This window comes from Streptomyces sp. NPDC091289 (genome assembly GCF_044757365.1).
Lineage (GTDB): Bacteria > Actinomycetota > Actinomycetes > Streptomycetales > Streptomycetaceae > Streptomyces.
The window spans coordinates 274,253-300,343 of record NZ_JBIVUT010000001.1; the positions used below are offsets into that span (position 1 = coordinate 274,253).

Below are 26,091 nucleotides of genomic sequence, written 5' to 3' on the forward strand. Positions count from 1 at the left end.
CTACGCCCCCCAGCCCGCCTGCTGTCCGCCGATCCGCTCCTCGGCGGTCTTCGTCGCCCAGCCGGAGCGCCGGTAGGCGGCCATCGGGTCGCCGTCGAGGCCCTGTTCCTCGCGGATCTCGGCGAGCAGGGGACGTACGTCGGTGTTGTAGGCGTCCATGAGCACGGCGTTGGACTCCAGGACGTCGCCGGCGCGCTGGGCGGCGGCCAGGGCCTCGCGGTCCACGAGGAGCGCCTTCGCGGTGGCCTCCTGCACGTTCATCACCGAGCGGATGATCGCGGGGATCTTCTCCTCGATGTTGTGGCACTGGTCGAGCATGAAGGCGACGTCCGCGGTGAGCCCGCCGCCGCGCACGACCTCGTACATGATGCGGAAGAGCTGGAAGGGGTCGGCCGCCCCGACCATCAGGTCGTCGTCGGCGTAGAAGCGGGAGTTGAAGTCGAATCCCCCGAGCCGACCCTCGCGCAGCAGGGTCGCGACGATGAACTCGATGTTGGTGCCCGGTGCGTGGTGACCGGTGTCCACGACGACCTGCGCCTTCGGGCCGAGCTTCAGGCAGTGGGCGTACGCCGTGCCCCAGTCCGGGACGTCGGTCGTGTAGAAGGCGGGCTCGAACAGCTTGTACTCCAGGAGCATCCGCTGGTCGTCGCCGAGCCGTTCGTACACGGCGGTCAGTGCCTCGGCGAGCCGGTCCTGCCGCTCGCGGATGTCGTCCTGCCCGGGGTAGTTGGTGCCGTCCGCGAACCACAGCTTGAGGTCCCGGGATCCTGTCGCGTCCATGATGTCGACGCAGGCCAGAAGGTGGTCCAGCGCCTTGCGGCGTACGGCGGCCTCCGGGTGGCAGACGCTGCCGAGCCGGAAGTCGTCGTCCTGGAAGGTGTTGGCGTTGACGGCCCCGAGGGTGAGGCCCCGGTCGCGGGCGTGCCCGGCGAGGGCCGCGTAGTCGTCGACCGTGTCCCAGGGAATATGGAGGGCGACGGTGGGTGCGGCTCCGGTGAACTCGTGCACCTTCGCCGCGTCGTCCAGTTTCTCCTGGGGGGTGCGGGGCACGCCGGGCCGGGCGAAGACCTTGAAGCGGGTCCCTGAATTCCCGTACGCCCATGAGGGAGTCTCGATGGCCTGGGACATGAGGGCGGCCTTCACCGTGGCGGGCTCGGTCACTTCGTCGCTCCTGTGACTTCGGTGTGAACGCGAATGAATCTGAAACGATTCATGCGGGTTGAAGTTAGGAGCACCCCTGAGGGCTGTCAACCCTTCCGGCAGCCCGGACCTCACAGAACCTCTCGGATACAAGGGGCGATCGAGAATTTCCGTTCACCCCCATTGACGCGACCCGAGGGACCTGCCTAACGTCCCGGCAACTCATTTGAAACCTTTCACGATGCCGTGAGGACGCCCTCCGCATCGTCGAGGAGCCCCCGATGACCCACCGGTCCGCCAAGGATCCGGCCCCCGTGCTGGCACTGAGGGACGTCTCCAAGTCCTTCGGCGCCGTACGAGCCCTGCGGGACGTGTCCCTCGACCTGTTCCCCGGCGAGGTCCACGCCCTCGCCGGCGAGAACGGCGCGGGCAAGTCCACTCTGATCAAGACGCTCGCCGGAGTGCACCGGCCCGATGCCGGTCAGCTCCTGCTGGACGGCGAGCCGGCCACCTTCCACGGCCCCGCCGACGCCCGGGACGCCGGCATCGCCGTCATCTACCAGGAGCCCACGCTCTTCCCCGACCTGTCGATCACCGAGAACATCTTCATGGGCCGTCAGCCCCGTCGGACGCTCGGCCGGATCGACCACCGGGCCACCCGGACCGCGACGGCCGCCCTGATGCGCCGGCTCGGGGTCGAGCTCGACCCCGACCGTCCGGCGCGCGGCCTGTCGATCGCGGACCAGCAGATCGTCGAGATCGCCAAGGCCCTCTCCTTCGACGCCCGCGTCCTGATCATGGACGAGCCGACGGCCGCCCTGACCGGCAGCGAGGTGGCCCGGCTGTTCGGCGTGGTCCGCGCACTGCGCGAGCAAGGGGCCGCCGTGCTGTTCATCTCGCACCGGCTGGAGGAGATCTTCCGGATCTGCGAACGGGTCACCACCCTGCGGGACGGGGCCCTGATCGCCAGTGAACCGCTGGCGGGCATGGCCGAGGAGGACCTGGTCCGCCGGATGGTCGGCCGGGACCTGGACGAGCTCTACCCGAAGCAGCACGTCGAGGCCGGCGAGGTCGCCCTCAGCGTCCGCCGCCTCACCCGCGAGGGCGTGTTCACCGACGTCTCCTTCGACGTGCGATGCGGCGAGATCGTCGGCATGGCGGGTCTGGTCGGCGCCGGACGTACGGAGGTGGCGCGGGCGGTCTTCGGCATCGACCGGTGGGACGCCGGCGAGGTCGAGGTGGCCGGGCGGGCGCTCGTCAACGGCGCCCCGTCCACCGCCATGGCCGCCGGCCTCGCCCTGGTGCCCGAGGACCGGCGGGCCCAGGGCCTGGTGATGGGCATGTCCATCGAGCGGAACATCGGCCTCACCGGTCTGCGCGCCACCCGGAAGGCGGGGCTGATGGACCGGGGCGCGGAACGCAGCCGGTCGCTCGACTGGGCGGTCCGGCTCCAGGTGAAGTACGCCCGGATCGCCGACGCGGTGTCCACCCTGTCCGGCGGCAACCAGCAGAAGGTGGTCCTGGCCAAGTGGCTGGCCACCGGGCCCGCCGTGCTGATCGTCGACGAGCCGACGCGCGGGATCGACGTCGGCACCAAGGCGGAGGTGCACCGGCTGCTGAGCGCGCTGGCAGCCGACGGGGTGGCGGTGCTGATGATCTCCTCCGACCTGCCCGAGATCCTCGGCATGGCCGACCGGGTGCTGGTGATGCACGAGGGCCGCCTCACCGCCGAGATCCCTCGTTCCGACGCCACCGAGGAGACCGTGATGGCCGCTGCCACCGGGAGGGCCGCCGCATGACGGTGACGACGACCGAACCGGCGCCCGTCGCGCCGATCCCCGCCTCCAGCAGCACCCGGCTGGTGGACCGCGTCTTCAAGATGCGGGAACTCGCCATCCTGCTCGTGCTGTTGGCGATGCTCGCCCTCACCCAGATGGGCAACAGCGCGTTCCTCTCCGAGCAGGGCATCAAGGACCTGCTGCTCAACGCCACGATCCTGATGCTGGTCGCCACCGGCCAGTCGCTGGTGGTCATCACCCGCAACGTCGACCTGTCCGTGGGCTCGACGCTCGGCATCAGCGCCTTCGCCGCCGGTACGTATCTCCAGGGCGGCGGGCACCCGGTGGTGGCCGTGACCCTGGCCGTGCTGCTGGGCGTCGGCTTCGGGCTGCTGAACGGGCTGCTCGTCAGCCTGGGCCAGGTGCCCGCACTGGTCGTGACGCTGGGCACGCTCTACATCATCCGGGGCATCGACTCGATCTGGGTCGGCTCGCGGCAGATCACGGCGGCCGATCTGCCGGGCGGTTTCGTGGACTTCGGCTCGGGCGGCATCTCGGCGGTGCCCTGGCTCGCGATGATCGCGCTGGCCCTGCTGGTGTCGACGGCGTACTACCTCAAGCACTTCGGCAGCGGGCGCGAGCTGTACGCGCTCGGCTCCAACCCGGAGGCGGCGCGGCTGGCGGGGATTCCGGTACGCCGGCGGATCCTGCTCGCCTACACCTTCTGCGGGGCGCTGGCCGGACTCGCGGGCGCGCTGTATCTGGCACGCTTCGGGAACGTCGACTCGGGCACCGGCACCGGTTACGAACTCACCGTCGTCAGCGCGGTCGTGGTCGGCGGCGTGGTCTTCACCGGCGGGTCCGGCACGGTCTACGGCGCGGCGCTCGGCGCGCTGCTGCTGACCTCGGTCAACAGCGTGCTGCCGGCGCTCGGCGTCAGCTCCGTATGGGTGCTCGCGATCAACGGCTTCCTGCTCATCCTCGCCATCGCGGTCGACCGGATCGTCGCCCTGCGCGTGGCGTCCGCACTGAAGAAGAGGAACGCCCGCCATGGCTGACTCCGCACTCGCGCGCGCCGTCCGCTGGGACACGGTCGTCGGCGCTCTCCTGATCGTGGTGCTGCTGCTCTCCTTCGGCTTCGTCGACGGTTTCGGCAACACCCTCAACCTGTCGTTCCTGATCGGCAACACCCTGCCCATCGCCCTGATCGCCCTGCCCATGACCCTGCTGGTCGTCTCCGGCGAGATCGATCTGTCGGTGGCGTCCACGGCCGGTCTCTCGGGGGCGGTGATGGGGGCGCTGTGGAACCAGGGTCTGCCGATCGAGGCGATCATCCCGGTCTGTCTGCTGCTCGGCGTGGTCTGCGGACTGGTCAACGGGCTGCTCGTCACCCGGCTCGGGCTGCCGTCGCTCGCGGTCACCATCGGAACGCTGGCCGCCTACCGGGGCATCGCGCAGATCGTGCTGGGCTCGGACGCCGTCACCGACTTCCCCACGCCCTACCTGGACTTCGCCGCCGGCCGGATCGGCGACACGTTCGTCCCGTACGCCCTCGTGCCGTTCCTGGCGCTGCTGGCCGTCGCCGTACTCGCCCTGCACGCGACGCCGTTCGGGCGCTCCCTGTTCGCCACCGGGGCCAACGAGGAGGCGGCCAGGTTCGCGGGCGTGCGGGTGAAGCGGCAGAAGCTGATCCTGTTCACGGTGACCGGCCTGATGGCCTCCCTCACCGGCGTGTTCTGGGCGCTGCACTACGCCAGCGCCCGCTTCGACAACGCCACCGGCCTCGAACTGTCCGTCGTGGCCGCTGTGTTGCTCGGCGGTATCGACTTCGACGGAGGCAAGGGCACGCTCGGCGGCGCGATCGCGGGCGTGTTCCTGCTCGGGGCGCTGCAGAACGTGATGAGCCTGGGCGACGTCTCCGCACAGTCGCAGATCGTCGTCACCGGCGTGCTGCTCGTCGTCTCCGTGCTCGGCCCGCGCGTCGGGCGGCAGATCGCCGTGGCGAGGGCGGGGCGACGGGCCGCCTCGGCTCCGACCCCGGCCTCGGCTCCGACCCCGTAACCGTCCGTCATCCCCGCCCCTCTCCCGCAAAGGACCCTGCCATGCGTACGTCATCGATCCGCCGCACCTGTGCGGCCCTCGCGGCCGTCACCTCCCTCGCGCTCGCCGTCACCGCCTGCGGGGGCACCACCAAGAGCGATGTGAAGAAGGAGAGCGGCTCGGCCGCCTCGGCCGGTGAGGCGGACCCGGACGCGCCCACCAAGAAGGGCCTGACCGTGGGATTCCTGCCCAAGCAGGTCAACAACCCCTACTTCACCACCGCCGACAAGGGCGGGCAGAAGGCCGTCGAGGCGCTGGGGTCCACCTTCAAGGAGGTCGGCCCGACCAGCGCCACCGACACCTCCGGCCAGGTCTCCTACGTCAACACCCTCACCCAGCAGCAGGTCGACGCCATCGCCGTGTCCGCGCAGGACCCGGGCGCGCTGTGCACCGCGCTCAAGCAGGCCATGAAGAACGGCGTCAAGGTCGTCACGTACGACTCCGACACCAAGACCGACTGCCGCCATGTGTTCATCTCGCAGGCGGGGGCGGAGGACCTGGGCCGTACCCAGGTCCAGCTGCTCGCCGAGCAGATCGGCTACAAGGGCGAGATCGCGATCCTGTCCGCCGCCCAGACCGCGACGAACCAGAACCTGTGGATCGACTACATGAAGGACGAGCTGAAGGACCCGAAGTACAAGGACGTGAAGCTGGTGAAGGTGGCGTACGGCAACGACGACGCCCAGCAATCCTTCCAGCAGACTCAGGGGCTGCTCCAGGAACACCCGAAGCTCGCCGGGATCGTCTCGCCGACCACGGTCGGCATCAAGGCGGCGGCGCAGTACCTGTCCGGTTCGAAGTACCGCGGCAAGGTGAAGCTGTCCGGCCTCGGTACCCCCAACGACCTGCGCTCGTACGTGAAGAACGGCACCGTCGAGGCGTTCGAGCTGTGGGACCCGGCGAAGCTCGGCGAGCTGGCCGGCCACACCTCGATCGCGCTGGCGTCCGGGCAGATCACGGGCAAGGAAGGCCAGACCTTCGAGGCGGGCGACCTGGGTACGTACACGATCGGGAAGGACGGGGTGGTCGACCTCGGCAAGCCGACGGTGTTCGACAAGGACAACATCGACGACTTCGACTTCTGATGCGCGCGGATAGGCTGAGGGTTCGTTCCGCGTCCCTCGCCCCTCTGGAGGTCTCCGTCTGATGGCCCGGTCGGTGGGTATCAAGGACGTGGCCCGGGTCGCCGGAGTATCGGTGGGCACGGTCTCCAACGTCATCAACCGCCCGGACGCGGTCGGTTCCGACACCCGGGCCCGCGTCCTGTCGGCGATCGACCGGCTCGGATACGTCCGGAGCGAGTCGGCGCGGCAGTTGCGGGCGGGGCGCAGCCGGATCATGGGGCTGCTGGTCCTCGACATGGGCAACCCGTTCTTCGTGGACGTGGCGCGCGGGGCGGAGCGGGCCGCGCGCGAGGCGGGGCTCGGTGTCATGGTCTGCAACAGTGCGCAGAGCCCCGGCGAGGAGGCGGAGTATCTGTCGCTCTTCGCGGAACAGCGGGTCCGGGGCGTGCTGCTCACCCCCGCCGACGCGACCGGCCGGAACATCGAGGCGTTCCGGCGGCACGACATCCCGTTCGTCCTCGTCGACCGGGTCGCCGAGGGAACCACCGAGTGCTCGGTGTCGGTCGACGACGTGGCGGGCGGGGCCCTGGCCGTACGGCATCTGCTGGACGCCGGGCACCGCTCCATCGCGTATGTGAGCGGGCCGCCCGGCTTCAACCAGGTCCGGGACCGCCGTACGGGAGCGCTCGCCGCGCTCGCGGAGGCGGGCCTGGGCCCGGAGGCGCTGCGGGAGCTGCCCACGGAACGGCTCGACGTGGCGGCGGGGCGGGACGCGGGGGCCCGGCTGCTGGGGCTCTCCGACCGTCCGACCGCCGTGTTCTGCGCCAACGACCTGCTGGCCCTGGGCGTGCTGCAGTCCCTGTTCGCGGCCGGGGTCTCCGTTCCGGGCGATCTGGCGCTGGTGGGGTACGACGACATCGAGTTCGCGGCGGCGGCCGCCGTGCCGCTCACGTCCGTACGGCAGCCGGCGGCGACGATGGGGGCGCTGGCGGCGGGTCTGCTCCTGGAGGAGACCGGGGCCGGGGCGGCGGACGTGCCGCACGAGCACCGGCGGGTGGTGCTGCAGCCGGAGCTGGTGGTGCGCCGCTCCAGCCTCGCCCCGCGCTGAGTCCCGGGGCGGCCGGGGCCGTCGGTCAGAGGTGGGCGAGGAGTCCGTCCAGCGGGCGTGGCAGACGTACCGGGTCCAGCGCTTCCGTCAGCGCTCGCGCGTAGTGCTCCTTGCGGCCGCCGATGGTCCCCATGAACCGCCGCAGCTGCGCCTCGACGGGCCGCTCCCGCTGGGCGGGCTGCCGTTGGAAGAGCCGGAAGGTGCGCAGGTCGCCCTGGTCGTCGATGACCTGCTGGACGCCGTCGGTGCCCAGCGCCCGGATCAGCTCGTCCTCCAGGTCGGCGTGGCAGGTGAAGAAGCCCAGCGTCTCCAGGTCCTCGGGGGTGCGGGCGGTGCCGAAGCCGGTCCGCTCCAGGCCCTGGAGGAAGAACCGCTGCTCCGCCGCGTCGCACAGGCCGGCGGGCCGGACGTCGAGTCCGTCGGGCCCCAGGAGGCGCAGGTACCGGGTGATGCTGGTGGCGCCTCCGAGCGGTACGACCACGGCGCCCTCGGCGGTCAGGTCGCGCCCCTGGCGTTCGGCCAGCGCCTCGACGGCCGCCCGGTCGCTGACGCCCTCCACGAGCACCACGGTGCGCAGGCCCAGGTCGGCCGCCAGGTCGCGGGCGGCCGCGGCCTCGGCGGGCGCCGGTGTGTCCGTATCGCCCGCGGCCCAGGCGATGACCGTCTGCCTCAAGCGCGTCGCTGTGTCCACGGAGCCAGTCTCGCACCATGATCGGCGGGTGCGGCAGTGGTTTTCGGGTACGTCGGCGAGGACCGTTCCCCGGTACGTCAGCGGAGTGCGGGAGGCCGCCGCGCCAGGTACAGGCCGACGCCCAGGGCCAGCGCCAGCACACAGCCGGAAAAGGTCAGTCCGGCGTTCCTGAGTCCGATGCCGAGGGTGAGGGCGCCGACGCCGACGACGGGCAGGGAGATGCCCAGGTAGGCGATGACGAAGAAGGCGGACACGGTCGCGGCCCGGTGCTCGGGCGGCGCCGCCGCGCTGATCGCCGTCACCGCGCCGCGGAACGCCAGCCCCTGGCCGAGGCCGCCGCAGAGCGCACCGGCGACGAGCAGCGGCAGTGAGGCGAACAGCAACGACGCACCCACCAGCACGAGTCCGCCGACCAGCACGAAGCAGCCGCCCGGCAGGGCACGGCGCTCGCCGACCCGTCCCATGAGCGCCTGCCCGGCCGTGGAGGCGAGGAAGACGGAGAAGACGACGAGTCCGGTCAGGGCCAGATTGTGGACGTCGAGCGTCTCGGCCACGAAGGCGGGGGCGACCGCCGTGAAGAGACCCAGCAGGGAGAACCCGGCGAAGGCGGCCAGCGCCGAAGCGGCGAACACCCCGCGCACCTCGGGCGGGACGGCGAGGCCCTGCGGCCGCAGCCGGAATCGGCGGACGCGGGAGGTGACCGTCTCGGGCAGGAGGCAGGTCAGCGCGGCGGCCACGGCGATCAGCGCCAGGTGCACGACGAAGGGGAGCCGCAGGGGCCAGGGGGCGTACTCGGCGAGGAGTCCCGACAGGAGCGGGCCGCACCCCAGGCCGCCCATGTTCGCGGCGGTCGCGGCCAGCCCGGCCCTGGCCGCGCGCCCCGGCGGGGCCAGCTCCATCACCGTGACCGTCGCCGCGCCGCTCAGCAGTCCGGCGGCGAACCCGGAGAGGAGGCGGCCGGCGAACAGGGCGGGGAGCCCGCCCTCGAAGAGGAAGCAGAGGGCGCTGGCCGCCGAGAAGCCCAGGGCGGCCAGGAGAACGGGCCGCCGCCCCGCCTCGTCGGAGACGTTCCCGGCGAGCAGCAGGGTGGCGATCACTCCGAGGGCGTAGACGGCGAAGACCACCGTCACCATCAGCTCGGAGAAGCCGAGCTGTTCCCGGTAGAGGCCGTAGAGCGGGGTGGGCAGGGTGGTGCCCGCCATGCCGATGGCGAAGACGGCCGCGGCGGCCGGGTAGCCCAGGCGCCTCTTCGGACGGGTGGGTCCGGTGGTCCGGCTCATGCGGCGGAGGCGTCGTCCGGCCGGGCGGCGGGCGTGATGTGGGTGAGCACGCACAGCCAGCGGCCCTCACGCCGGACGAGAACGTCCGTGACCCATTCGTCGGCGTCGAAACGGCGGCCGCCGTAGTGGGCCGTGTTCGTCATCCGTGCCGTGATCGTGGCGGTGTCGCCGTGGACTCGGACCCTCGGCGGGCTGATGGCCGCCATCGCCGAGTGGGTCAGGTCGCCGGACTCGACATAACCGAGGAACGTGTCCCGGTCCGTGATGCCGGACTCGGAGACGATGACCCACTCGTCCGCCATGAAGGCCGCCATCCGTGTCACGTCGTTCGAGACGATCGCGGCGGACCAGGCGTCCACGGTCACGGCGAGCCGGGCGTGATCCGCGTCGGGCGTTCCCCGGTCCGCGGGCGGCTCGGCGGTCTCGTCCTCTCCGCTCTCTCCCATGCCGCGAGCGTAGCCGTGGGCCGGGCGGGCCGCGCGTCCTACGGGGCGGGCGGGACCGTGCGCGGCCCTGGGCCGCCCTGCACGATCCCGCCCCCCGGTCGTCGGACGGTCAGCGGTGGCGAGGGATCAGCGCGCCCCGCCCTGACGGCGTTCGAATGCGGCGAAGGCCGCTTCCTGACGCCACTCGGTGGCCGCCTTCGCGTTGTCCGCGAGATAGCGGGCGCAGGCGGGGGCGGGAGGCGCGATGCCCGGCCGGGATCCGGCGCAGACGCGCACCGGGCGGTAGCCGGAGCGCTCGGCGCCGGTGGCCCACAGGCTGCCGCCGTCGAGGAAGGCGTACGTCAGCGAGGCGCGCGCCAGGTCCTTCAGCTCGGTGTAGCCCAGGCCGTAGGTGGCGCGGGCGTACTGGTACTCGTGGCTGATGTCGATGCGCGAGACGCCGGGGTCGTCGGTGGCCAGGACCACCGGGACGCCGTAGCGGCGGTACGCGTTGAACGGGTGGTCGTCGCCCGCGACGCCCAGGATCTGCTTGTTGCTGCTGAACGGCACCTCGACGGCGACATCGCGCCGGGCCATCGTCCGGGCGAGCTGCCGCCAGTCGTCCTCGTGGACCAGGTCGACGCCGTGGCCGATGCGTTCGGCTCCGGCGACGAGGACGGCCTCACGGATGTGGAACGTCAGGTCCTCGGGCTTGACCAGGCCGGGGGTCAGCTCACCGGCGTGCAGGGTGAGGCGGGCGTCCGGGTACTGGGTCCGCAGGTACTGGAGCATCCGCATCTGGAGGCGGTAGTTGCGCAGGGCGCTCTCCCCGTCCTCCGGCTGGACGAGGTTGACGGCGACGAACCGCGGGTCGCGCTCCGCGAGTCGCATGCCGAGCGCCATCTGGGTGAAGACGCGTTCGTTCGAACTCCCGCGGGAAACCTGGGAGATCCACCGGACGGGAAGGCGGCAGCCGGGGTCGGGGCGGTCGGTGTCGCAGTGCGCCGCCTCCCGGAACTGGGCGTCGGCGGCATCCGCCTCGCGTACGGCCTCGGCGACGACCCCGTCGAGCTTTCCGCCGCCGACCAGCTTGCGGTGGAAGGCGGCGAGGTCGGCGTCGTAGCCCACGGAATCGGCGAGCTTCTTCGCGGAGTCCGACGCGGGGGTGACCAGGGTCTCCAGGTAGAACTGGTTCTGCTCCACGACGGTGTTGGCGACGTTGGCGAGCATCTTGCCGCGGTCGCGCGTCGCCTCGCCGAACTTGCCGAAGGTGTCGAAGAAGTGGTCGTGGCCGGACTGGTCGGCGGGGAAATCCTGCATCGACCAGGCGCGGACGATCCGCTGACGGAACTCCGCGTCCGTGCGGGCGTCGGCGGCCGGCCGGGTGCCCGGTCCACAGGGCGGGCGCACCGCGGTGTCCGTGGCATCGATGCACAGGCCGTTCTCGCCCGCGAGTTGGATCAGGTACTCGGTGGTGACCGCGCCCGAGAGGTGGTTGTGGAGGTCGCCGCCCTTGGGCAACGCCGCGAAGAACGCCTTGAGCCGCGCCGGGTTGTCCCCCAACGCGTCGAGGCGGGCGGCGGTCCTGCGTTCGGCCGGGGTCGTGAGGCGGCCCGGCGCCTGCGCCCCGGCCCGGGGAGATGCGTCCCGCGCGGGTGCCGCGGCGGCCGGTACGGCGGGGAGCAGCGTGACGAGAGCGAGTAAACCGAGCCCGGCAGGGAGCAGGGACTTGGGACGGTGGGCCGTCCGAATCGATGAGATCACCGCCGAATGATCGCGTCGTCGGACACGCTTCCCGGCCCGAATCGCGTACACGGGCAGCAAGATCCACTCGATCGAGTGGGGAGATCCGTCGCCCCGTGCGCACACGGTTCGAGGCGCTGTACGTCAGTACCTCCGTGGTGTCGCGACGCTCACCCAAGGGGCGGTCAGCGCACCCGCCCTCGCGACTTGAGGGGCCCCGGCGGGAGCTGAGGCGCGGGGATCGGGGCGCCGTCGTACCCCTTGACCTCGCCGAACCTGTCGCCGTTCATCCAGTCCTCGCGGGCCTGGGCGATCTCCTCGTGGGAGCGGCCGATCCAGTTCCAGAACATCACGAGCTCCTCCTCGAACGGTTCGCCACCCAGGAGCATCAGTCCGGCGTCGGAGACGGCGCGCAGGGGCAGTTCGGTGCGGCCGCAGCCGAGGTAGAGCATCGAGCCGGGCAGCACGGGGACGCCGTCGACCTCGGCCTCGCCCGACATGGACAGGACCGCGTACTCGAAGTCGGGGTCCAGGGGCAGGCGGGCCTCGGCGCCGCCGGTCAGGGTCACGTCGGCGCCGACGATCGGGGTGTACGCGGTGCCGGGCGAGGCCGCCCTGTCCAGTTCGCCCAGGATGACGGTGGCGGCGAGGCCGGGGGCGGTGACGACGGGCAGGTCCCTGTGGTGCTGGAAGTGCGGCTCGACGTTGCGGTGCGCATCCGGGAGCGCCACCCAGAGCTGCGCCCCGTGCAGCAGCCGGGCGTGCTCCTTCGGGCTCTCCTCGGAGTGGCTGATGGCACGGCCCGAGGTCATCAGGCCCAGCTCGCGGGGGCGTACCGTCTGGAGGCTGCCGAGGCTGTCCCGGTGGAGGACCTCCCCGTCATGGAGCCAGCTGACGGTCTGGAGTCCCATGTGCGGGTGGGGCGGGACCTGCATCCCGGGCTCGTCGGCGATGTCGTCGGGTCCGTAGTGGTCGACGAAGGCCCAGGCGCCGACCATGCGCCGGCCGAGGTTGGGCAGCAGCCGGCGGACCTCGGTGCCCTCGCCGAGCTGGACGTGGCGGGGGGCGAGGAGCTCACGGACGGGCTCGGCGACGACGAAGCCGCGCCCTCCGCAGACGGAGGGCGTCGCCTGGCGATCGAGATTGCTCATGGCGCTCAACCTATTCCCGTAGGGGCGTGGAGCACCGGGTCCCACGCCAGAATTTTAGTGGAATGTTCAACCATTGTGCGGTGTTGTCATGGCTGAACGTACGGCGGGGCGGTCCGGAGACGGGCCGCACCACACGAAGGAGGACACGTGAGCGAGACCGAGACCTACTACGAGTTCGGCACCGCCGCCGACCGGTGGGACCGGGCGCAGATGTTCTTCGAGGCCAAGGAGTACCTGACGGCCGCGCGGATCCTGGGCGGACTCGTCGAGGAGGTGCCGGAGCAGGTCGCGCCCCGGCTGCTGCTGGCCCGCTCCTACTACCACTCCGCCCGACTGGGCAAGGCCGAGGAGGAGCTGCGGACCGTTCTGGAGCTCGACCCGGTGGAGAGCTACGCCCGCCTCATGCTGGGCCGGACGCTGGAGCGCCAGGGGCGGACCGCCGACGCGGCGCCGCACCTGCGGATGGCGGCCGCCCTCACCGGCGACTTCGGCCCCGGAGCCACCCACTCCTGAGCCGTCGCCCCGCTCCACCTGCCGGGCCCGCACCCATCGGTGCGGGCCCGGTCTCCTTTACCCGCCGGTACGGGCATCGGACAATGTGATCTCCAGGACGAAGGGGTGGGGAGATGCAGGGATCCAGGAGTGCCGCATTACGCCGGGCGCGGTCGGCCGCGCTCATCGGACTGGCGGTGGCGGCCTCGGTCGGCTGCTCCGGCGGCGGGAACGGTGACGGCGACGGGAGGAACGGGGAAACGGCGAAGCTGACCGCCCGCCCGCCGGGGGCCCACAGTTGGACCGGCACCCCGTGCGACCTCCTCGCGGGCGCGGCGCCCGCCGAGGGCTTCGCTCTCGGCAGCTCCACCGACTCCGCCTCCCCCGACGCCCGGGAGGACATCGGCGAGAACGGTGCGCGGCCGCTCTACCGCCGGACCGGCTGCCTCGCGGACCTGAAGGCCCCGGACGGCACATTCTGGAAGCTCAGCACCACCGCCTCCGTGTACGAGGACACCGAGCCCGCCCGCCACGCGTACCGCCTCAAGGAGAATCTCGACCGTGCCCACGGGCGGGGGCCCGAGAAGGTCCACGACGCCGCCTACGCGATACCGGCCGACGACCAGGGCCGCCCCGGCCGCACCCTCCTCCTGTGGAACGGCGACCTCGTGCTCACGGTGTCCGCGTACGCACCGCACGGCAGCACGGAACCCGACGTACAGAAGGACCTCGAACAGATCGTCGGGAACGCGGCGCGCCGCACCGAGGACGGCCTGCGCGATCACGATGCGCCCTCCCCCGCGCCCTGATGACCACCACTCCCACGACCCCCGCGGTCCGGCTCGGTGCTCCGGATCAGGTGTCCGGGCGGGCGTTCGCCACCCGGTCGAGCCACTCCTTCATCAGCGCCGCCTCGGCAGTACTCAGACCCGCCCCGTGCTCCTGCCGCAGCAGGGCGCTCAACCGGGCCGCCGCCGTGGGGACTTCGGCGTCCGGCGGGGTGCTCGGCGACACGTCGGGCGTGAGCACCGTCGCGTACAGGGCGTCGCGCACCCGGTGGGACACCTCGATGTCGTCGAACGTCGCCGGGCGGGACACGAGCATCAGCGACACCCCCACATTGGCCGACATGATCATCTGGGCGGCCAACTCGGGCGCGACGCGTATCCGGCCCTGGGCCGCGGCCCGTTCGAGGTCCCCCGTCAGGATCCGGTGGGACTCCAGCGCCGCGGCGGGCGGCGTGCGCATCGCCGGTGAGTTCATGAGGCGGTAGAGGTTGCGGTTGTCGAGGGCGAAGGCGACATGACTGTCCCACCCCCGACGCAGGTCCTCCACGGCGTCCGTCGTCTCGCCGCGGTCCCGCTTCGTCGCCAGGTACTGCTCGAAGCCGTGGTCGACGACGGCCGACAGCAGGCCTTCCTTGTCGCCGAAGTGGCGGTAGAGGGCCGGCGCGCCGACCTTCGCCGCGTCGCACACGGCGCGCGTGGAGATGTCGCCGTCGGGCGATTCCCTGACCAGGGCGGCGGCCACTTCCAGGATGCGTGTCCGGGTACTCGTACTCACCGGACGGACGCTATCAAGCGGCACGGCGGCGCTCAGACGATGCCGCCGTTGGCCCGCAGCACCTGGCCGTTGACCCAGCGGGCCGGGCCGGCGAGGAAGGAGACCACCTCGGCTATGTCCTGCGGGGTCCCCAGCCGCCCCAGCGGCGGCTGGGCGGCCATCCGCGCGATGGTCTCCTCGTCCTTGCCGTCCAGGAACAGTGCGGTGGCGGTCGGCCCGGGCGCCACGGCGTTGACGGTGATGTCCCGGCCGTGCAGCTCGCGGGCGAGGATCAGGGTCATCGCCTCGACGGCGCCCTTGGTCGCGGCGTACGCGGTGTAGCCGGGCAGGGACAGCGACAGCACCGAACTGGAGAAGTTGATGATGGCCCCGCCCGCGCGCAGCCGCCGGGCGGCCTGCTGGTCGACGACGAACGTGCCCCGGATGTTGGTGCGGTGCATCCGGTCGAGCGTGTCGAGTTCGAGCTCGGCCAGCGGCGCGAGCGCCATGACGCCCGCCGCGTGCACCACCACGTCGACGCCTCCGAACGCCGCCTCTGCGGCGTCGAAGAGCGCCGCGACGGCGACCTCGTCGGCCACGTCCGCCTGATGGGCGAGGGCCTCACCGCCCGCGGCGGTGATGGCGGCGACGGCGGCCTCCGCCTCGGTCCGGTTGCCCGCGTAGTTCACGACGACCGCGAACCCGTCGGCGGCGAGCCGCTCGGCGCTCTCGCGGCCGATGCCCCGGGATCCCCCGGTGACCACGGCCACCCGGCGCGGGGCGTCGGATGCGAACTGTTCGGTCATGGTCCGTTCGGTCATGGCAGTGCTCCTGGCGACTGGGGTCGCGGCGGTCCCGTGAAACCCGATGGGATCAACGCTAACACCATGACGTTAGCAGCGCTACCCCGAAGGCGTAACGCTGCTAATGAACATTGCTACCCCTACCCCTCCTTCGCCCTGCCCGCACACGACAGAACCCGCCGGGGCGTGTCCGGCGGGTTCTGTCGTGTGCCTCACGCACGCGCGTCCGTACGCACGGCCCGTTCAGTTCACCGCACTCGCGGTGCGGGGCGTCGCCGCAGGGACGGCGGGCGTCAGGAGCCGTTCGGTGAGGTAGCCGAAGACGATGCCGAAGACGCTCCACAACGTCGCCTGGACCGCGAGCGTCGAGAGCCGGAACTCCCACAGCAGGCCGGCCGGGAAGTCCTTGCCCACCTCGTCGAAGGAGGGCAGGAAGGCGTAGGCGAGACCGATCAGCAGAACGAAGCCGGCGACGGCCGCGATGGTCGCGTTCCAGTTGCCCAGGCGAGGAGCGAGCCGCCTGCCGATGATGACGGCGGCGACGGCCAGCAGCACGCTGAGGGCGACCATCAGGAAGAACAGGGCGGTGCGCTTGCCGATGGTGTCGGGGTTGCCGACGGCAGGCGGGTTCGCCGGGTACTTCAGGAACGGCACGACGTAGACCGTGAGCAGGGCGGCACCCGCGATCAGCGCCGCCGTGGCCCGGGGGCCGAAGTTCCCGATGCGGCCCAGCGCGTAGCAGAACACGAGGGCGGCGATTCCGCCCACGGCGACGCCGAAGACCAGGACGCCGGTGGCGAGTCCGCCGGTCGCCTGCATGGTGCGGCTGACCAGTTCCTCGCCGCCTCCGTGGTCATGGCTGTGGGCCTCTTCGAGGGCGATGGCCGCGTCCACCTGGGACTCACCGAGGAAGTAGGCGACGGCGAGCGCGAGCGCACCCGCGATCAGGCCCGCGAGCATGCCGCGCACGAGCAGAGCTCTGACAGATATGGAGTTCACGATGGTTTCCTGTTTTCTCTTGCTTCCCGTGTCCGCTGATTCCCTGGTTCCTCAGGTGCCTCAGTGGCAGGGGAAGCCGAGCAGGTGACGGCCGTCGTGAACCCACTCGTGGACGCCTTCGCCCGAGATGAGCGCGGTGGCGCCCTGTTCGGCGCCGACGAAGTAGAGCAGGACGAGCATGAGAATGCCGAAGAAGACCGCCCACGGGGCAATGGCCTTCGCCGAGATCGGAGCGATCGCGGATGTCCCGGTTGCGGGAACGGCGGACTGTGCCATCGCAGTACCTCCTGTGGGAACACGCGTCCCTGTCGTGGTGCCTCGGACGAAGGTGCCGGGTCTGACTTCCCCGCACGGATGCGGGTTCACAGTGGCGCGACCGTGCCGGATTCTCACCGGACTTCCGTCACACCCTCGTCATGGTCGACGTGACCATACCGCCTGTACGCAGGTGCCGCCATGGTCCAATCTGCGGGGCCGCCGAGCACGGATCCCTTGGGACGGCAGGCCTTTGGGGCCCATGGTGAAGGAGTGAGGGCAGGGACATGACAGTACGGGTGATGTTGATCTCACCGGCGATGAACGCGGCGCTCCGGGAGGCCCGCTTCGACGGCGACGCCCCCCTGGACCGGTCCGGCCGGGAGCGTGCGCGGGCAGCGGCCGGCGCGGTGCCGGCGGCCGGGCTCGTGCTGAGCGGCCCGTCCGAGCGGTGCCGTGAGACCACCGAAGCGCTCGGTCTGACGGCCCGGGCCGAACCGGCCCCGGCCGGCTGGGACCTGGCGCGCTGGGCCGGCCGCCGCCTCGACGAGGTGGCGGCCGCCGAGCCCGAGCGGGTGGCCGCCTGGCTCGGCGACCCCTCGGCGGCTCCGCACGGCGGCGAGTCGCTGTGCGACCTGGTCGGGAGGGTCGGCCGGTGGCTGGACTCCCTCGGTGGACCGGACGCACCCGGCACCGGTTTCCTGGCGGTGGCCGAGGCCGCCGTCGTCCGGGCGGCGGTCGTCCATGGTCTGCGGCTGCCGCCGGAGGCGTTCTGGCGGCTGGACGTCGCCCCGCTGACGCTGACCGAACTCAGCGGGCGGTCGGGCCGGTGGAACGTGGGACTGGGCCGCCCCCTGACCGCTCCCCCGGCCGACTGAACGTCACGGCACCTCGCTGTCCCGCCAGTCGGGCCGGATCAGCACGGCCGTGGCGACGATGCCGTCCTCGATCCGCCACAGCCCGTGCAGCGTCGTCGGCAGCGCCGGGTCGGTGAGCAGCAGACGTGCGGCGAAGGCACCGTCGGCGGCGGCACCGCCCCGAGGACCGTCACCGCCGCCCGGAAGACTACTGCCGTCCCGGCTGTCCTGACCGTCGATCCGATGGAACGTCAGGTCGGCCTCGGCGAAGTCGAGTTCGAGGCCGGTGACCGGATACCAGGCCTTGAAGACGCTCTCCTTGGCGCTGAACAGCACCCGGTCCCAGTGGATGTCGTCCGAGCCCTCCGGCGCGGGCGGACCGATCCGCTCGCGTTCGGCGGGCAGCGTCACCAACTCCCTTACGCCGGTGGGGAGCGGGGCGTGAGGTTCCGCGTCGATGCCCAGTGACAGCACCTCCTTGGCACGGGCCAGCGCCGCCGCCCGGTACCCGGCGCAGTGGGTCAGGCTGCCGACGATTCCCTCGGGCCACAGCGGTCTTCCCCGGTGGCCGTGGAGCACGGGCACCGGCGGCAGGCCGAGTCCGGCCATGGCGCGCCGGGCGCAGGCGCGGGCCGTCGCGAAGTCGTTCCTGCGTTTGGCCACGCTCTTGGCGACCAGCGCCTCCTCCTCCGGGAAGAGGTTTCCGTCCGGGACGGTCTCCGCGCGGGTGTCCGCGCAGGACACGTCGGCGGGCAGCAGCCGCTCGATCACGAGGTGCCTCCGGGGGTACGCCGCTGTGCGGTCGGTTCGGCGCCGGTCCGGGCCGGTGGGGCGGGTTCGCCCTCGTACGGGAGGATCTGCCGCAGCAGTCCGCGCGGGTGTCCCCGCTCCCGCCACTCCCTGGGGTAGCCGATGGAGACCTCCTCGAAGCGCACCCCGTCGTACCAGGTCGTACGGGGAATGTGGAGGTGTCCGTAGACGACGGCGGTGACGTTGAAGCGGCGGTGCCAGTCGGCGGTCAGTTCGGTGCCGCACCACTGGGCGAACTCCGGGTACCACATCACCGACGTGGGCTCCCGGACGAGCGGCCAGTGCCCGGCGAGGACGAGGGGTATCCCGGGGTCGTGCTCCGCGAGCCGGCGTTCGGTGGTGGCGACCCGGGCGCGGCACCAGTCGTCCCGGGTGGGATAGGGGTCCGGGTGGAGGAGGTATTCGTCGTTGCAGACGATGCCGGACTCGTGCGCGACGGCGAGCGACTCCTCCTTCGTGTGCGTTCCCGGGGCGCGGAAGGTGTAGTCGTACAGGAGGAAGAGCGGCGCGATGGCCACCGGGCCGTCCGGGCCCGGCCAGAGCGGGAAGGGGTCTTCCGGAGTCGTCACCCCGAGGTCCCGGCACAGCGCGACGAGGTGGTCGTAGCGGGCCTGGCCCCGCAGTTGGACCGGGTCCTTGTTCACGGTCCACAGCTCGTGGTTGCCGGGGGTCCAGATCACGTGGGCGAAGCGTTCCGCGAGCAGTGCGAGCGCCCACCGGATGTCCTCGGGCTGCTCCGCCACGTCGCCCGCGACGATCAGCCAGTCCGCGTCGGACGCCGGGTGCAGGGACTCCACGAGGGGCCGGTTGTCGGTCACCGCCGCGTGCAGGTCGCTCACGGCCAGCAGACGGCCCGCGCCCTGCTGTCGGTGCCCGTCGCCGGGGGCGGGAACGGCGGCGGGAGCACCGTGCGGTGCGGGGTCGCTCGGAGGGGTCATGGGCGCTGATTCCCGATCTGTCGGCAGTGGTCCGGCTCCGTCCGCACGGTGGGAGCCGCTGGGAACGTAGCCTCTCACGCTCGGCTCGCGGTTCCTCAGGGGTTTCGGACGGTGGGCACGTCGGCCGGTACCTGCCATCAGCGGGCGTCCGCCCGGCGGGAGTTGAGTTCGTTGACCGCGCCGAGCGCGTCGCCGACCGTCGTGTAGTCGACGGCGATGAAGGTGACCGGGCTGCCGCGCTCCGCCTCGCAGGCCCGGGTCCTCTCCAGGACCCAGTCGCGGGCGTTGACGCGGCCGGCGTCCAGGCGGCTGCCGCCCGCGTTCGTGATGAAGTGGTTGAGGAGGAAGAGCCGCTTCCCGGTGCCGCCCCGGTGCGGCCCGCAGGTCATCTCGGAGGGGCTCCGGAAGGCGAACGGGGTCTCCATCCCGTACCGGTAGAAGTTGCGGTACCAGGGCGCGGGGCCGTCGGCCTTCTCGGCGAACACCACGAGCCGTCGGCCGCTGTCGATCATCTCCTCCAGGGTGGGCCACGGGGCGTCCGGGTCCGCCGAGGGGGTGTGCAGGAGGTCGTCCAGGCCGGCGGCGCGGAACGCCTCCTCGGTGTCCTCGGGGCTGATGTCGTCCTGGACGATGAGCGTGACGATCTCGGTGGGGTGGGCGCGCAGCCAGTCGCCGATGTCCTCCAGGGCCGGGACCAGTTCGATGGCCCCGGCGCGGCAGACTCCGTGGCAGAGCCACAGGCCCTCGCGCGGCGGGTTGACCTTGTCGATGGCGCCGGAGATCAGGCGGCGCTGCTCGGGGGTGAACTCGGGGGAGTCGAGGCGCTCGGCGATGTCCTGCGGACTTTCCCAGCGGTACGTGTCGAGCTGGAGGGCCCGGACGCCCGTGTTGAGCTGGGTGGTGATGTCGGGGTCCTGGAGGGGGCCGATGAACCGGTCGGCGGTGGTGGACATGGCGTTGTGCGAGGTGAGGTAGGCGGCTTCGTCGTAGCGCAGTTCGCACAGGCGGCTGCTGCCCAGGCACTGGCGGGGTGCGGACGGGCCGAACACGGGCGGCACGAGCAGGACGCCGGCCAGTGCGGCGCAGGCCACGCCCGCCGCCGTCGTCCGTACCGCCGTCGGGGTCGGGGTCGGCATCCGGCCCGGGCGCACCAGCAGCGCCCAGCCGACGCCCGTGAGGAGTACGCCGCCGAGGAGAGCCGTGAGGGCGGCGCTCAGCCCGGTGGCCACCGCCTGGTCCACGGCGTTGCGCTGGAGGTCGTCGACGAGCGCGGTGACGCTCGGGGCCCAGGAGGACGGGATGGCGAGCAGACGTCCCCCGGTGATCAGCCGGGCCAGGAGCACGGCGGCGGCGGTCAGCACTCCCGCGCAGGCCAGTGCCTGCCCCAGCCGCATCAGCCGGCGGGCCGGGGCGGCGGGGCCGGTGAACCAGAGCGTCACGAGAGCGGCCAGGGCCAGGGTGACGGCGAGGACCTGGAGCAGGGTCAGCAGCCGGACGTAGTCGCGGGCCTCTTCCAGGGCGGTGAGGTCGTTCCCGGCGGCGGTCAGGGTGTCGGTCAGATCCCACGTACCGTCCTGGAGGGTGGTACGGAGGCCGGCCACCGCGCTCCGTGAGCCGTCGGAGAGCGCAGCGGCCGCGGTGGCCGCCAGCGCGGTCGACACGTCCCCCTCCCCCAGGGCCACCTCGATCTCGGGGCGCAGCGCCGCCCGTTCCCGGTCCGGTACGGCCGTGAGGAGGGCGTCGGCGGCGCGGTCCGCCTGGTCCTCGGTGAGCGGCAGCGCGGGCAGCTCGGGGGCCCGGCCCTCCTTCAGGGCGTCGAGCGCGGTGGCGAGGTCGGCGGTGAACCGTTCGAAGTCGGGCCGGTCGCCGCCCTGGACGTTGGCCACGAGGTCACCGAAGTAGACCTGTGCGAGGTCGGCGAGGTTCTCCAGCACCGGGGCCAGGTCGACGGTCAGCCGGAGCTCGTCGCGGTCGCCGCGCAGATAGCCGGTCACCGCCTCGATCTGCTGGTCGGTCAGGGCCCGGACCGTGGCGGGCGGCAGCACGACCTTGATGTTCGACGTCACCAGCGCCTCGGGCACGGGCAGGCGCGCGAGCAGGTCGCGGGTGACGGGCGAGATCTCCGGGTCGACGAGCACCTCGCTGTAGAGGCGGTCGTAGGCCGACTCCTCGTCCAGCACCGCCTGGTAGAAGCCGGGTGAGGCGACCGTGGACCGGACGGTCGCGGTCAGGGCGACCGTGCTCACGCACAGGACGGCCAGCACGAAGGCGAGCACCGGCACGAGACGGCGGGGCCGGAGCGGGTTCGTGGTCGGTTCGGCACTCACCCGCCCAGCCTATGCGGAATATCAGCTTTTATGCATGAATGATGAGATTCAGGAGCTGAGGAGCCCGCTGTGCACTCCGTCCACCTGGCCGTGCTGATGACGAGTCACGACCGCCGCGCGCGGACGCTGTCCGCGCTGCGCGCCCTGGAGGAGCAGCGCGGGCTCCCCGCCGGGACGACGCTGGGCGTGCATCTCGTGGACACCGGCAGCACCGACGGTACGCCGGAGGCGGTCCGGCTGCGGCATCCGGCGGTGGAGGTGATGTCGGTGGGCGCGGACGTCCCCCGCAACCAGGCGCTGCGCATCGCGAGCCGCAACAGCCGCAGCGGCGGCGGGGGCGGCGGCGCGCTCGGGGTGACACCGGGCGGACCGAGCCATCCGTGGACGCATCAGCTGTGGCTCGATGACGGGGTCGAACTCTTCCCGGACGCCGTGGTGGCGCTGTTGCGCACGGCGGACGCGGCCGGGTCCGACGCGGTCGTCGTCGGCGCGGTGCGGAACGCGTACGGGGACACGGTGTACTCCGGCCGGCGGGGCAGGTCCCTGGCGCTCGTCGAGCCCGGCGAGCACCGGCCCGAGCCCTGCGACACGTACGACGGGCGGGTGGTCCTGGTGTCCCGTGCCGTGTACGACCTCGTCGGGGACCCCGACAAGGTCTTCCGGCACCGGATGGGCGACTACGACCACGGCTGTCGCGCGCGGCGGGCCGGTGTGAGCGCGTTCGTCGCCCCGGGGCACGCCGGCGAGTGCGTGGGCGGACCGGTCGCGCCCGCCTCCCGGGAGCCGGGGATCGGCGTCCGGGAGGCGCTGCGCCGGGTGACCTCCGGGCGGGAGCTGCCGCCCCGCCAGTGGTGGCTGTACTGCCTGCGGCACACCTGGCCGTGGGCGCCGTATCTGATGGTCGCCCCGTACGCGCGCACCGCGGCCCGCGCCACCCTCGGCCGGCTGCGGGGGTGAGCACGGGCCGGGCGGCGTCAGCTTCGCTCGGCGGCGACCGCGGCGGCTTCGGCCGCGGGGCGTCCGGTGGGCGGGGGCGGCACGGTGGGACGCCCCGCGGCGGTCCTGGCGGTGCCGGCGGCCTTGCCGGATCCGGGGGATGCCTTGCCGGGCGTGGGTGCGGCGCCCGGTGCGGATGCGGCCGAGGGGATCGCGGCGCCGGTGGCGTGCTCCGTCGTACGCCGGGTGGAGGTACGGGGAGGGGCTGTGCGGGGCGGTGCGTACGCCGGGATCCTCAGCAGGGCGAACACGGCGGCCGCCGTCCCGGCCAGCGGCAGGAGGAGGAGCGCGGGGTGCAGCAGCTCCGCGTACACCAGCGTCCCGGTCGCCACGGGCACGCCCGCCCAGAGGGCCAGGAGGACCGCCGTGCCCGGCACGGTGACGCGGACCCGGCGCAGGCGGTGCGCGATGTGGTCGTCCGTGTCGCGGAGCAGGGAACGCGCGGCGCGGCGGCGGGAGATCAGGACCAGGGCGGTGTCGGCGAGGGCCACCGTCGCCAGGGCCGGCAGCGCGGCCCACGCGGCGCGGCCCGACGGAGCGGCCGCCTGGATCAGCGCGCCGGAGGCGGCCAGCGCGAATCCGGTGAACTGCGCACCGGACGCGCCGAGCCGAAGGCGGGCGGGGTGCCAGTTGTGGAGCAGGAAGCCGGCGAGACCCGCCGCCAGGGCGGCCGGAAGCAGGGCGAGGGCGGGGCTGCCGCCGACGGCGGCGCAGGCGAGCAGCCCGGCGGCGGTGACCACGCCGACGGCGGTCAACAGGCCGTCGGCGTGGTCGAGCAGGGCGAACGCGTTGGTGACGAGGACGATCCAGAGCACGGCCAGGACGCCCGCCGCGGGTGACAGTCCGGCGAGGCTGACGACGAGGACCGCGGCGGCCGTCTGCACGACGAGGCGGAGGGCTCCCCACAGGGGCTTCAGGTCGTGGACGAGGCCGAGAGCGGCCACGGTCCCGGCCCCGGCGAGCAGCCCCGCGACGGAGCCCGCCGAGTCGTCCGCCGCGCCGAGCCACAGGGCCCCGCCGACCGCCGCGCCGACGCCGAGCACGGCTGCCGGACCGCCGGTCCTGCGCAGCGCTCTGGCCCGTGGCGCACGCCCGGCCGGTTCGTCCGGGACGTGGGGGCGGAACGCCGCGCGGCGGGCGCCCTTGGCGAGTGCGACCGTGATGAACAGCGCGGCCACACCGGAGGCGATGATCCCCAGCACGTTCACCTGCCCTGCCTTTCCTCGTTCATGACCCTCGGCACTGGACGCCGGGCGGCCGGTGGAACGGCGGCAGCCCGGTCCCGGCCGGTTGTGGGTCGGGGGACACAGGACGCCACCCGGGTGGCGTTTCTCCCCAACCTACGGGCCGATGTCCCCATTCACCCTAAATAACACGAAAAGGGTGGCGTATTGTTCTGCCGCCCGGCCTCGGGAGTCCCCACGCCGACCGGTCCACATCGCTCAAAACGTCTTGGTTCGGGCAGAGTTGACCGCCGGTGCGCGCGGACGGGCCGTCAGCCCGCGACATACCGGTCGGCGTTGCGCTCGGCCGCCGCGTGCCACCAGCGGGGCGGAGGGGGACCGGCGATCACGGCGGTGGGCTGATCGGGGTGCAGGCCCAGCGCACGCAGCGCACCGGCGTCGACCCGCACGGCGTACCAGCCGCGCCGACGCCCGTCCGCGTCGATGCCGCAGGCGAGATCGACGTGGATCAGCTCCCCGGCGAAGGGCATCCAGTCGATCCCACGGTCACGCAGTCAAGCGCGGAGGGCTGCCGGGGGTCGCGGGCAGCCCGGCAGGTTCTCGTACGACACGACGGTCACCCACTCGGTGCTCGAACCGTTGCTTTCCCTCTGCGCGCGCATGGCGTCGAGCGTAGCGTCACCCCGCGGCGCGGGCGTCCCTGCCGTCCACGATGGTGCTGACAACCTCGATGTCCCCGATCCGGGAGGGGTCCACGCGGTGCGGGTCGTCGCCCAGCACCACCAGGTCGGCGCGCATCCCCGGCGCGAGGGCGCCCGCCGCGTCCTCCCAGCGGCAGGCGTGGGCGCCGGCGACCGTGTAGGCCCGCAGCGCCTCGTCGACGGTGACGGCCTCGTCCGGGCCGATGAGGCGGCCCGACGCGGAGGCGCGTTCGACCATGAACTGGATCGCCCGCAGCGGCGAACCGTCCGTGACGGGGCGGTCCGAGCTGCCCACGAGGGAGACCCCGTGGTCCAGGAACCCCCGGCCCCGGTACATCCAGCCGGCCCGCCCCTCTCCCATGACCGTCGCGTAGTCGTCGCCGAAGGAGTGCAGGAAGGTGGGCTGGACCACCGCGCTCACGCCGAGCTCGGCGAAGCGGGGCAGCTGGTCGGGGCGGATCAGCCCGGCGTGTTCGATGCGGTGGCGCGCGTCCGGGCGGGGCCGCAGCTTCTGGGCCCGCTCCAGGGCGTCCAGGGCGAGGTCGGCGGCCCGGTCGCCGATGGCGTGGACGGCGAGCTGCCAGCCCGCGAGGTGGCCGTCGACGATGAGGGCGGCGATGCGGTCGGGGTCGTCCTGGAAGCGGCCGGTGTTGTCGGCCGTGCCCTCGTACGGGGAGGTGAGCGCCGCCGTACGCGCCATCATCCCGCCGTCGGTGTAGATCTTGAGCGCGCCGAGCGACAGCCAGTCGTCGCCGAACCCGGTGCGCAGGCCGAGGTCCAGGGCCCGGGGGAACCCGTCGTCGGTGTGCGCCGCGCGGGGGCGCAGGGTGTCGCCGGACGCCATGAGCTGGACCCGCAGGGGCAGCCGGCCACGGTCCCGGAGCAGTTGGTAGGCGCCCAGTTCGACGGGGCTGTGGCCGAGGAGTCCGCCGCCGATGCCCGCCTCGGCGCAGGCCGTGATCCCCTCGTCGAGGCAGCCGCGGGCGGCGAGCTCGATCGCGTCGGCCAGCTCCTCCTGGGAGTAGGGCAGCCGCAGCCGGCGGGCGGTGGTCATGGCGCTCTCGGCGAGGAAGCCGTCCTCGTGCGGCGTCCCGTCCGGCAGCAGCTCCAGTACGGCGGTGTTGACGACGCAGGCATGCCCGGAGTCGTGCATCAGGAAGACCTTGCGGCCCTGGCTGACCCGGTCCAGTTCGGCGGCGGTCAGATGGCGGCCCAGGGCCCGCTGGTCGTACCCGGCGACGTCCACCCAGGCGCCGGGAGGAGCCGGCCGCCGGGCCGCCGCGTCCACGGCGGCGAGGATGTCCTCGACCCGCTCGCACGGGGCGACGCTCGGTGTCGTGGCCTTCAACCCGGCCCAGGCCAGGTGGACATGGCTGTCGATGAAACCGGGCAGCACGGTGGCGCCGCCCAGGTCGACGACCTCGCGGGCGGGCAGGGAGGTCACGGCCTCGTCCACGCCGACGACCCGCCCCCGCCAGATGCCCAGGTCGTGGGCGACGGGGTGGTGCGGGTCCATCGTGAGGATGCGGGCGTTCGTCAGCCTCGTACAGAGCATGGAAGGTCCCTCCCGGTCGCGTTCGGACCCACGGCACGCGACCGGAAGGCGGGCCGGGCCACGTTGGCCCGCAGTTCACGCCCTGTCGATGCCGGGGTGCGTTTCCGGCCGACATCAGCTGTCAACCTGCCCGTGAATCATAGGACGTTGTG

General features: G+C 72.5%; 25 protein-coding genes and 1 riboswitch. Of the genes, 9 read left to right on the top strand and 16 right to left on the bottom strand.

What is annotated here, in order from left to right:
* Complete coding sequence (gene rhaI, locus ACIQPT_RS01100) at positions 1-1,161, bottom strand: L-rhamnose isomerase (protein WP_401151095.1); 1,161 nt, start codon at positions 1,159-1,161, stop codon at positions 1-3.
* 260 nt (positions 1,162-1,421) lie between these two features.
* Between rhaI and ACIQPT_RS01105 the strand changes: the two genes are divergently transcribed.
* From ACIQPT_RS01105 to ACIQPT_RS01125, 5 genes are all read left to right on the top strand, one after another.
* Positions 1,422-2,939, top strand: a complete 1,518-nt coding sequence (locus ACIQPT_RS01105; protein WP_401151097.1) for a sugar ABC transporter ATP-binding protein — start codon at positions 1,422-1,424, stop codon at positions 2,937-2,939.
* The gene (locus ACIQPT_RS01110; RefSeq protein ID WP_401151100.1) at positions 2,936-3,976 is read left to right on the top strand and encodes an ABC transporter permease; all 1,041 of its coding nucleotides are present in this window, start codon (positions 2,936-2,938) and stop codon (positions 3,974-3,976) included. Before ACIQPT_RS01105 ends, ACIQPT_RS01110 begins: the two co-directional genes overlap by 4 nt.
* Positions 3,969-4,979, top strand: a complete 1,011-nt coding sequence (locus ACIQPT_RS01115) for an ABC transporter permease (RefSeq protein WP_401151102.1) — start codon at positions 3,969-3,971, stop codon at positions 4,977-4,979. Before ACIQPT_RS01110 ends, ACIQPT_RS01115 begins: the two co-directional genes overlap by 8 nt.
* A 41-nt stretch (positions 4,980-5,020) precedes the next feature.
* On the top strand, positions 5,021-6,103 hold the full coding sequence (gene rhaS, locus ACIQPT_RS01120; RefSeq protein ID WP_401151105.1) for a rhamnose ABC transporter substrate-binding protein: 1,083 nt from the start codon (positions 5,021-5,023) through the stop codon (positions 6,101-6,103).
* Between the two features lie 61 nt (positions 6,104-6,164).
* Positions 6,165-7,190: a LacI family DNA-binding transcriptional regulator gene (locus ACIQPT_RS01125; protein ID WP_401151107.1), complete on the top strand. Its 1,026-nt coding sequence runs from the start codon at positions 6,165-6,167 to the stop codon at positions 7,188-7,190.
* A 25-nt stretch (positions 7,191-7,215) separates the two neighbouring features.
* Here the strand turns inward: ACIQPT_RS01125 and ACIQPT_RS01130 are convergent, their stop codons facing one another.
* From ACIQPT_RS01130 to ACIQPT_RS01150, 5 genes are all read right to left on the bottom strand, one after another.
* The gene (locus ACIQPT_RS01130; protein WP_401151109.1) at positions 7,216-7,881 is read right to left on the bottom strand and encodes a TOPRIM nucleotidyl transferase/hydrolase domain-containing protein; all 666 of its coding nucleotides are present in this window, start codon (positions 7,879-7,881) and stop codon (positions 7,216-7,218) included.
* 77 nt (positions 7,882-7,958) lie between these two features.
* A complete protein-coding gene (locus ACIQPT_RS01135) occupies positions 7,959-9,161 on the bottom strand; it encodes an MFS transporter (RefSeq protein WP_401151111.1) in 1,203 nt (400 codons plus the stop codon).
* Complete coding sequence (locus ACIQPT_RS01140; RefSeq protein WP_401151114.1) at positions 9,158-9,607, bottom strand: nuclear transport factor 2 family protein; 450 nt, start codon at positions 9,605-9,607, stop codon at positions 9,158-9,160. Before ACIQPT_RS01140 ends, ACIQPT_RS01135 begins: the two co-directional genes overlap by 4 nt.
* 126 nt (positions 9,608-9,733) lie before the next feature.
* Positions 9,734-11,350 (bottom strand): adenosine deaminase, encoded by a 1,617-nt coding sequence (locus tag ACIQPT_RS01145; protein ID WP_401151116.1) that lies wholly within the window; start codon positions 11,348-11,350, stop codon positions 9,734-9,736.
* Between the two features lie 164 nt (positions 11,351-11,514).
* Positions 11,515-12,480, bottom strand: a complete 966-nt coding sequence (locus tag ACIQPT_RS01150; RefSeq protein ID WP_401151119.1) for a pirin family protein — start codon at positions 12,478-12,480, stop codon at positions 11,515-11,517.
* A 147-nt stretch (positions 12,481-12,627) separates the two neighbouring features.
* Between ACIQPT_RS01150 and ACIQPT_RS01155 the strand changes: the two genes are divergently transcribed.
* Both ACIQPT_RS01155 and ACIQPT_RS01160 read left to right on the top strand, forming a co-directional pair.
* Entirely contained in the window at positions 12,628-12,993 is a 366-nt protein-coding gene (locus ACIQPT_RS01155) for a tetratricopeptide repeat protein (protein ID WP_401151121.1), read from the top strand.
* A 113-nt stretch (positions 12,994-13,106) separates the two neighbouring features.
* Positions 13,107-13,781: a hypothetical protein gene (locus ACIQPT_RS01160; RefSeq protein ID WP_401151124.1), complete on the top strand. Its 675-nt coding sequence runs from the start codon at positions 13,107-13,109 to the stop codon at positions 13,779-13,781.
* Between the two features lie 46 nt (positions 13,782-13,827).
* Here the strand turns inward: ACIQPT_RS01160 and ACIQPT_RS01165 are convergent, their stop codons facing one another.
* The 4 genes from ACIQPT_RS01165 to ACIQPT_RS01180 form a co-directional block, all read right to left on the bottom strand.
* Positions 13,828-14,535, bottom strand: a complete 708-nt coding sequence (locus ACIQPT_RS01165) for a TetR/AcrR family transcriptional regulator (RefSeq protein ID WP_401151126.1) — start codon at positions 14,533-14,535, stop codon at positions 13,828-13,830.
* 32 nt (positions 14,536-14,567) lie between these two features.
* A complete protein-coding gene (locus ACIQPT_RS01170) occupies positions 14,568-15,320 on the bottom strand; it encodes an SDR family oxidoreductase (RefSeq protein ID WP_401151592.1) in 753 nt (250 codons plus the stop codon).
* A gap of 240 nt (positions 15,321-15,560) precedes the next feature.
* On the bottom strand, positions 15,561-16,316 hold the full coding sequence (locus ACIQPT_RS01175; RefSeq protein WP_401151128.1) for a CbtA family protein: 756 nt from the start codon (positions 16,314-16,316) through the stop codon (positions 15,561-15,563).
* A gap of 60 nt (positions 16,317-16,376) precedes the next feature.
* Positions 16,377-16,592 carry a CbtB-domain containing protein gene (locus ACIQPT_RS01180; protein ID WP_050361777.1) on the bottom strand — a complete coding sequence of 72 codons (216 nt, stop codon included), beginning with the start codon at positions 16,590-16,592 and terminating at the stop codon, positions 16,377-16,379.
* Positions 16,593-16,637: 45 nt separating this feature from the next.
* A riboswitch (adenosylcobalamin (AdoCbl) riboswitch) is annotated at positions 16,638-16,732 on the bottom strand.
* 126 nt (positions 16,733-16,858) lie between these two features.
* Here ACIQPT_RS01180 and ACIQPT_RS01185 point away from each other — a divergent pair.
* Positions 16,859-17,449: a histidine phosphatase family protein gene (locus ACIQPT_RS01185; protein ID WP_401151131.1), complete on the top strand. Its 591-nt coding sequence runs from the start codon at positions 16,859-16,861 to the stop codon at positions 17,447-17,449.
* A gap of 3 nt (positions 17,450-17,452) precedes the next feature.
* Here ACIQPT_RS01185 and ACIQPT_RS01190 read toward each other — a convergent pair whose 3' ends face one another.
* The 3 genes from ACIQPT_RS01190 to ACIQPT_RS01200 form a co-directional block, all read right to left on the bottom strand.
* Positions 17,453-18,199: a 4'-phosphopantetheinyl transferase gene (locus ACIQPT_RS01190; protein ID WP_401151134.1), complete on the bottom strand. Its 747-nt coding sequence runs from the start codon at positions 18,197-18,199 to the stop codon at positions 17,453-17,455.
* Entirely contained in the window at positions 18,196-19,176 is a 981-nt protein-coding gene (locus ACIQPT_RS01195) for a metallophosphoesterase family protein (RefSeq protein ID WP_401151136.1), read from the bottom strand. The genes ACIQPT_RS01190 and ACIQPT_RS01195 overlap by 4 nt, the downstream gene beginning before the upstream one ends.
* A 137-nt stretch (positions 19,177-19,313) precedes the next feature.
* Positions 19,314-21,503, bottom strand: coding sequence for a hypothetical protein (locus ACIQPT_RS01200; RefSeq protein ID WP_401151139.1), 2,190 nt, complete (start codon positions 21,501-21,503; stop codon positions 19,314-19,316).
* Between the two features lie 69 nt (positions 21,504-21,572).
* Between ACIQPT_RS01200 and ACIQPT_RS01205 the strand changes: the two genes are divergently transcribed.
* On the top strand, positions 21,573-22,460 hold the full coding sequence (locus ACIQPT_RS01205) for a glycosyltransferase family 2 protein (RefSeq protein WP_401151142.1): 888 nt from the start codon (positions 21,573-21,575) through the stop codon (positions 22,458-22,460).
* Positions 22,461-22,477: 17 nt separating this feature from the next.
* On the opposite strand, the gene ACIQPT_RS01210 is transcribed toward ACIQPT_RS01205, so the two are convergent.
* The 3 genes from ACIQPT_RS01210 to ACIQPT_RS01220 all read right to left on the bottom strand — a co-directional run bounded on the left by ACIQPT_RS01210 (position 22,478) and on the right by ACIQPT_RS01220 (position 25,939).
* Positions 22,478-23,707, bottom strand: coding sequence for an MraY family glycosyltransferase (locus ACIQPT_RS01210; RefSeq protein WP_401151145.1), 1,230 nt, complete (start codon positions 23,705-23,707; stop codon positions 22,478-22,480).
* 287 nt (positions 23,708-23,994) lie between these two features.
* The gene (locus ACIQPT_RS01215) at positions 23,995-24,213 is read right to left on the bottom strand and encodes a hypothetical protein (RefSeq protein ID WP_401151148.1); all 219 of its coding nucleotides are present in this window, start codon (positions 24,211-24,213) and stop codon (positions 23,995-23,997) included.
* Between the two features lie 148 nt (positions 24,214-24,361).
* Positions 24,362-25,939, bottom strand: a complete 1,578-nt coding sequence (locus tag ACIQPT_RS01220) for an amidohydrolase (protein WP_401151151.1) — start codon at positions 25,937-25,939, stop codon at positions 24,362-24,364.
* Between the last annotated feature and the right edge of the window lie 152 nt (positions 25,940-26,091).

Coding starts and splice junctions, on each gene's coding strand:
- ACIQPT_RS01150 (WP_401151119.1), bottom strand. CDS start 12,480: ATGAGCAATCTCGATCGCCAGGCGACGCCCTCCGTCTGCGGAGGGCGC.
- ACIQPT_RS01180 (WP_050361777.1), bottom strand. CDS start 16,592: ATGGCACAGTCCGCCGTTCCCGCAACCGGGACATCCGCGATCGCTCCG.
- ACIQPT_RS01185 (WP_401151131.1), top strand. CDS start 16,859: ATGACAGTACGGGTGATGTTGATCTCACCGGCGATGAACGCGGCGCTC.
- ACIQPT_RS01215 (WP_401151148.1), bottom strand. CDS start 24,213: ATGCCCTTCGCCGGGGAGCTGATCCACGTCGATCTCGCCTGCGGCATC.
- ACIQPT_RS01115 (WP_401151102.1), top strand. CDS start 3,969: ATGGCTGACTCCGCACTCGCGCGCGCCGTCCGCTGGGACACGGTCGTC.
- ACIQPT_RS01160 (WP_401151124.1), top strand. CDS start 13,107: ATGCAGGGATCCAGGAGTGCCGCATTACGCCGGGCGCGGTCGGCCGCG.
- ACIQPT_RS01110 (WP_401151100.1), top strand. CDS start 2,936: ATGACGGTGACGACGACCGAACCGGCGCCCGTCGCGCCGATCCCCGCC.
- ACIQPT_RS01140 (WP_401151114.1), bottom strand. CDS start 9,607: ATGGGAGAGAGCGGAGAGGACGAGACCGCCGAGCCGCCCGCGGACCGG.
- ACIQPT_RS01220 (WP_401151151.1), bottom strand. CDS start 25,939: ATGCTCTGTACGAGGCTGACGAACGCCCGCATCCTCACGATGGACCCG.
- ACIQPT_RS01135 (WP_401151111.1), bottom strand. CDS start 9,161: ATGAGCCGGACCACCGGACCCACCCGTCCGAAGAGGCGCCTGGGCTAC.
- ACIQPT_RS01195 (WP_401151136.1), bottom strand. CDS start 19,176: ATGACCCCTCCGAGCGACCCCGCACCGCACGGTGCTCCCGCCGCCGTT.
- ACIQPT_RS01170 (WP_401151592.1), bottom strand. CDS start 15,320: ATGACCGAACAGTTCGCATCCGACGCCCCGCGCCGGGTGGCCGTGGTC.
- rhaS (WP_401151105.1), top strand. CDS start 5,021: ATGCGTACGTCATCGATCCGCCGCACCTGTGCGGCCCTCGCGGCCGTC.
- ACIQPT_RS01105 (WP_401151097.1), top strand. CDS start 1,422: ATGACCCACCGGTCCGCCAAGGATCCGGCCCCCGTGCTGGCACTGAGG.
- ACIQPT_RS01125 (WP_401151107.1), top strand. CDS start 6,165: ATGGCCCGGTCGGTGGGTATCAAGGACGTGGCCCGGGTCGCCGGAGTA.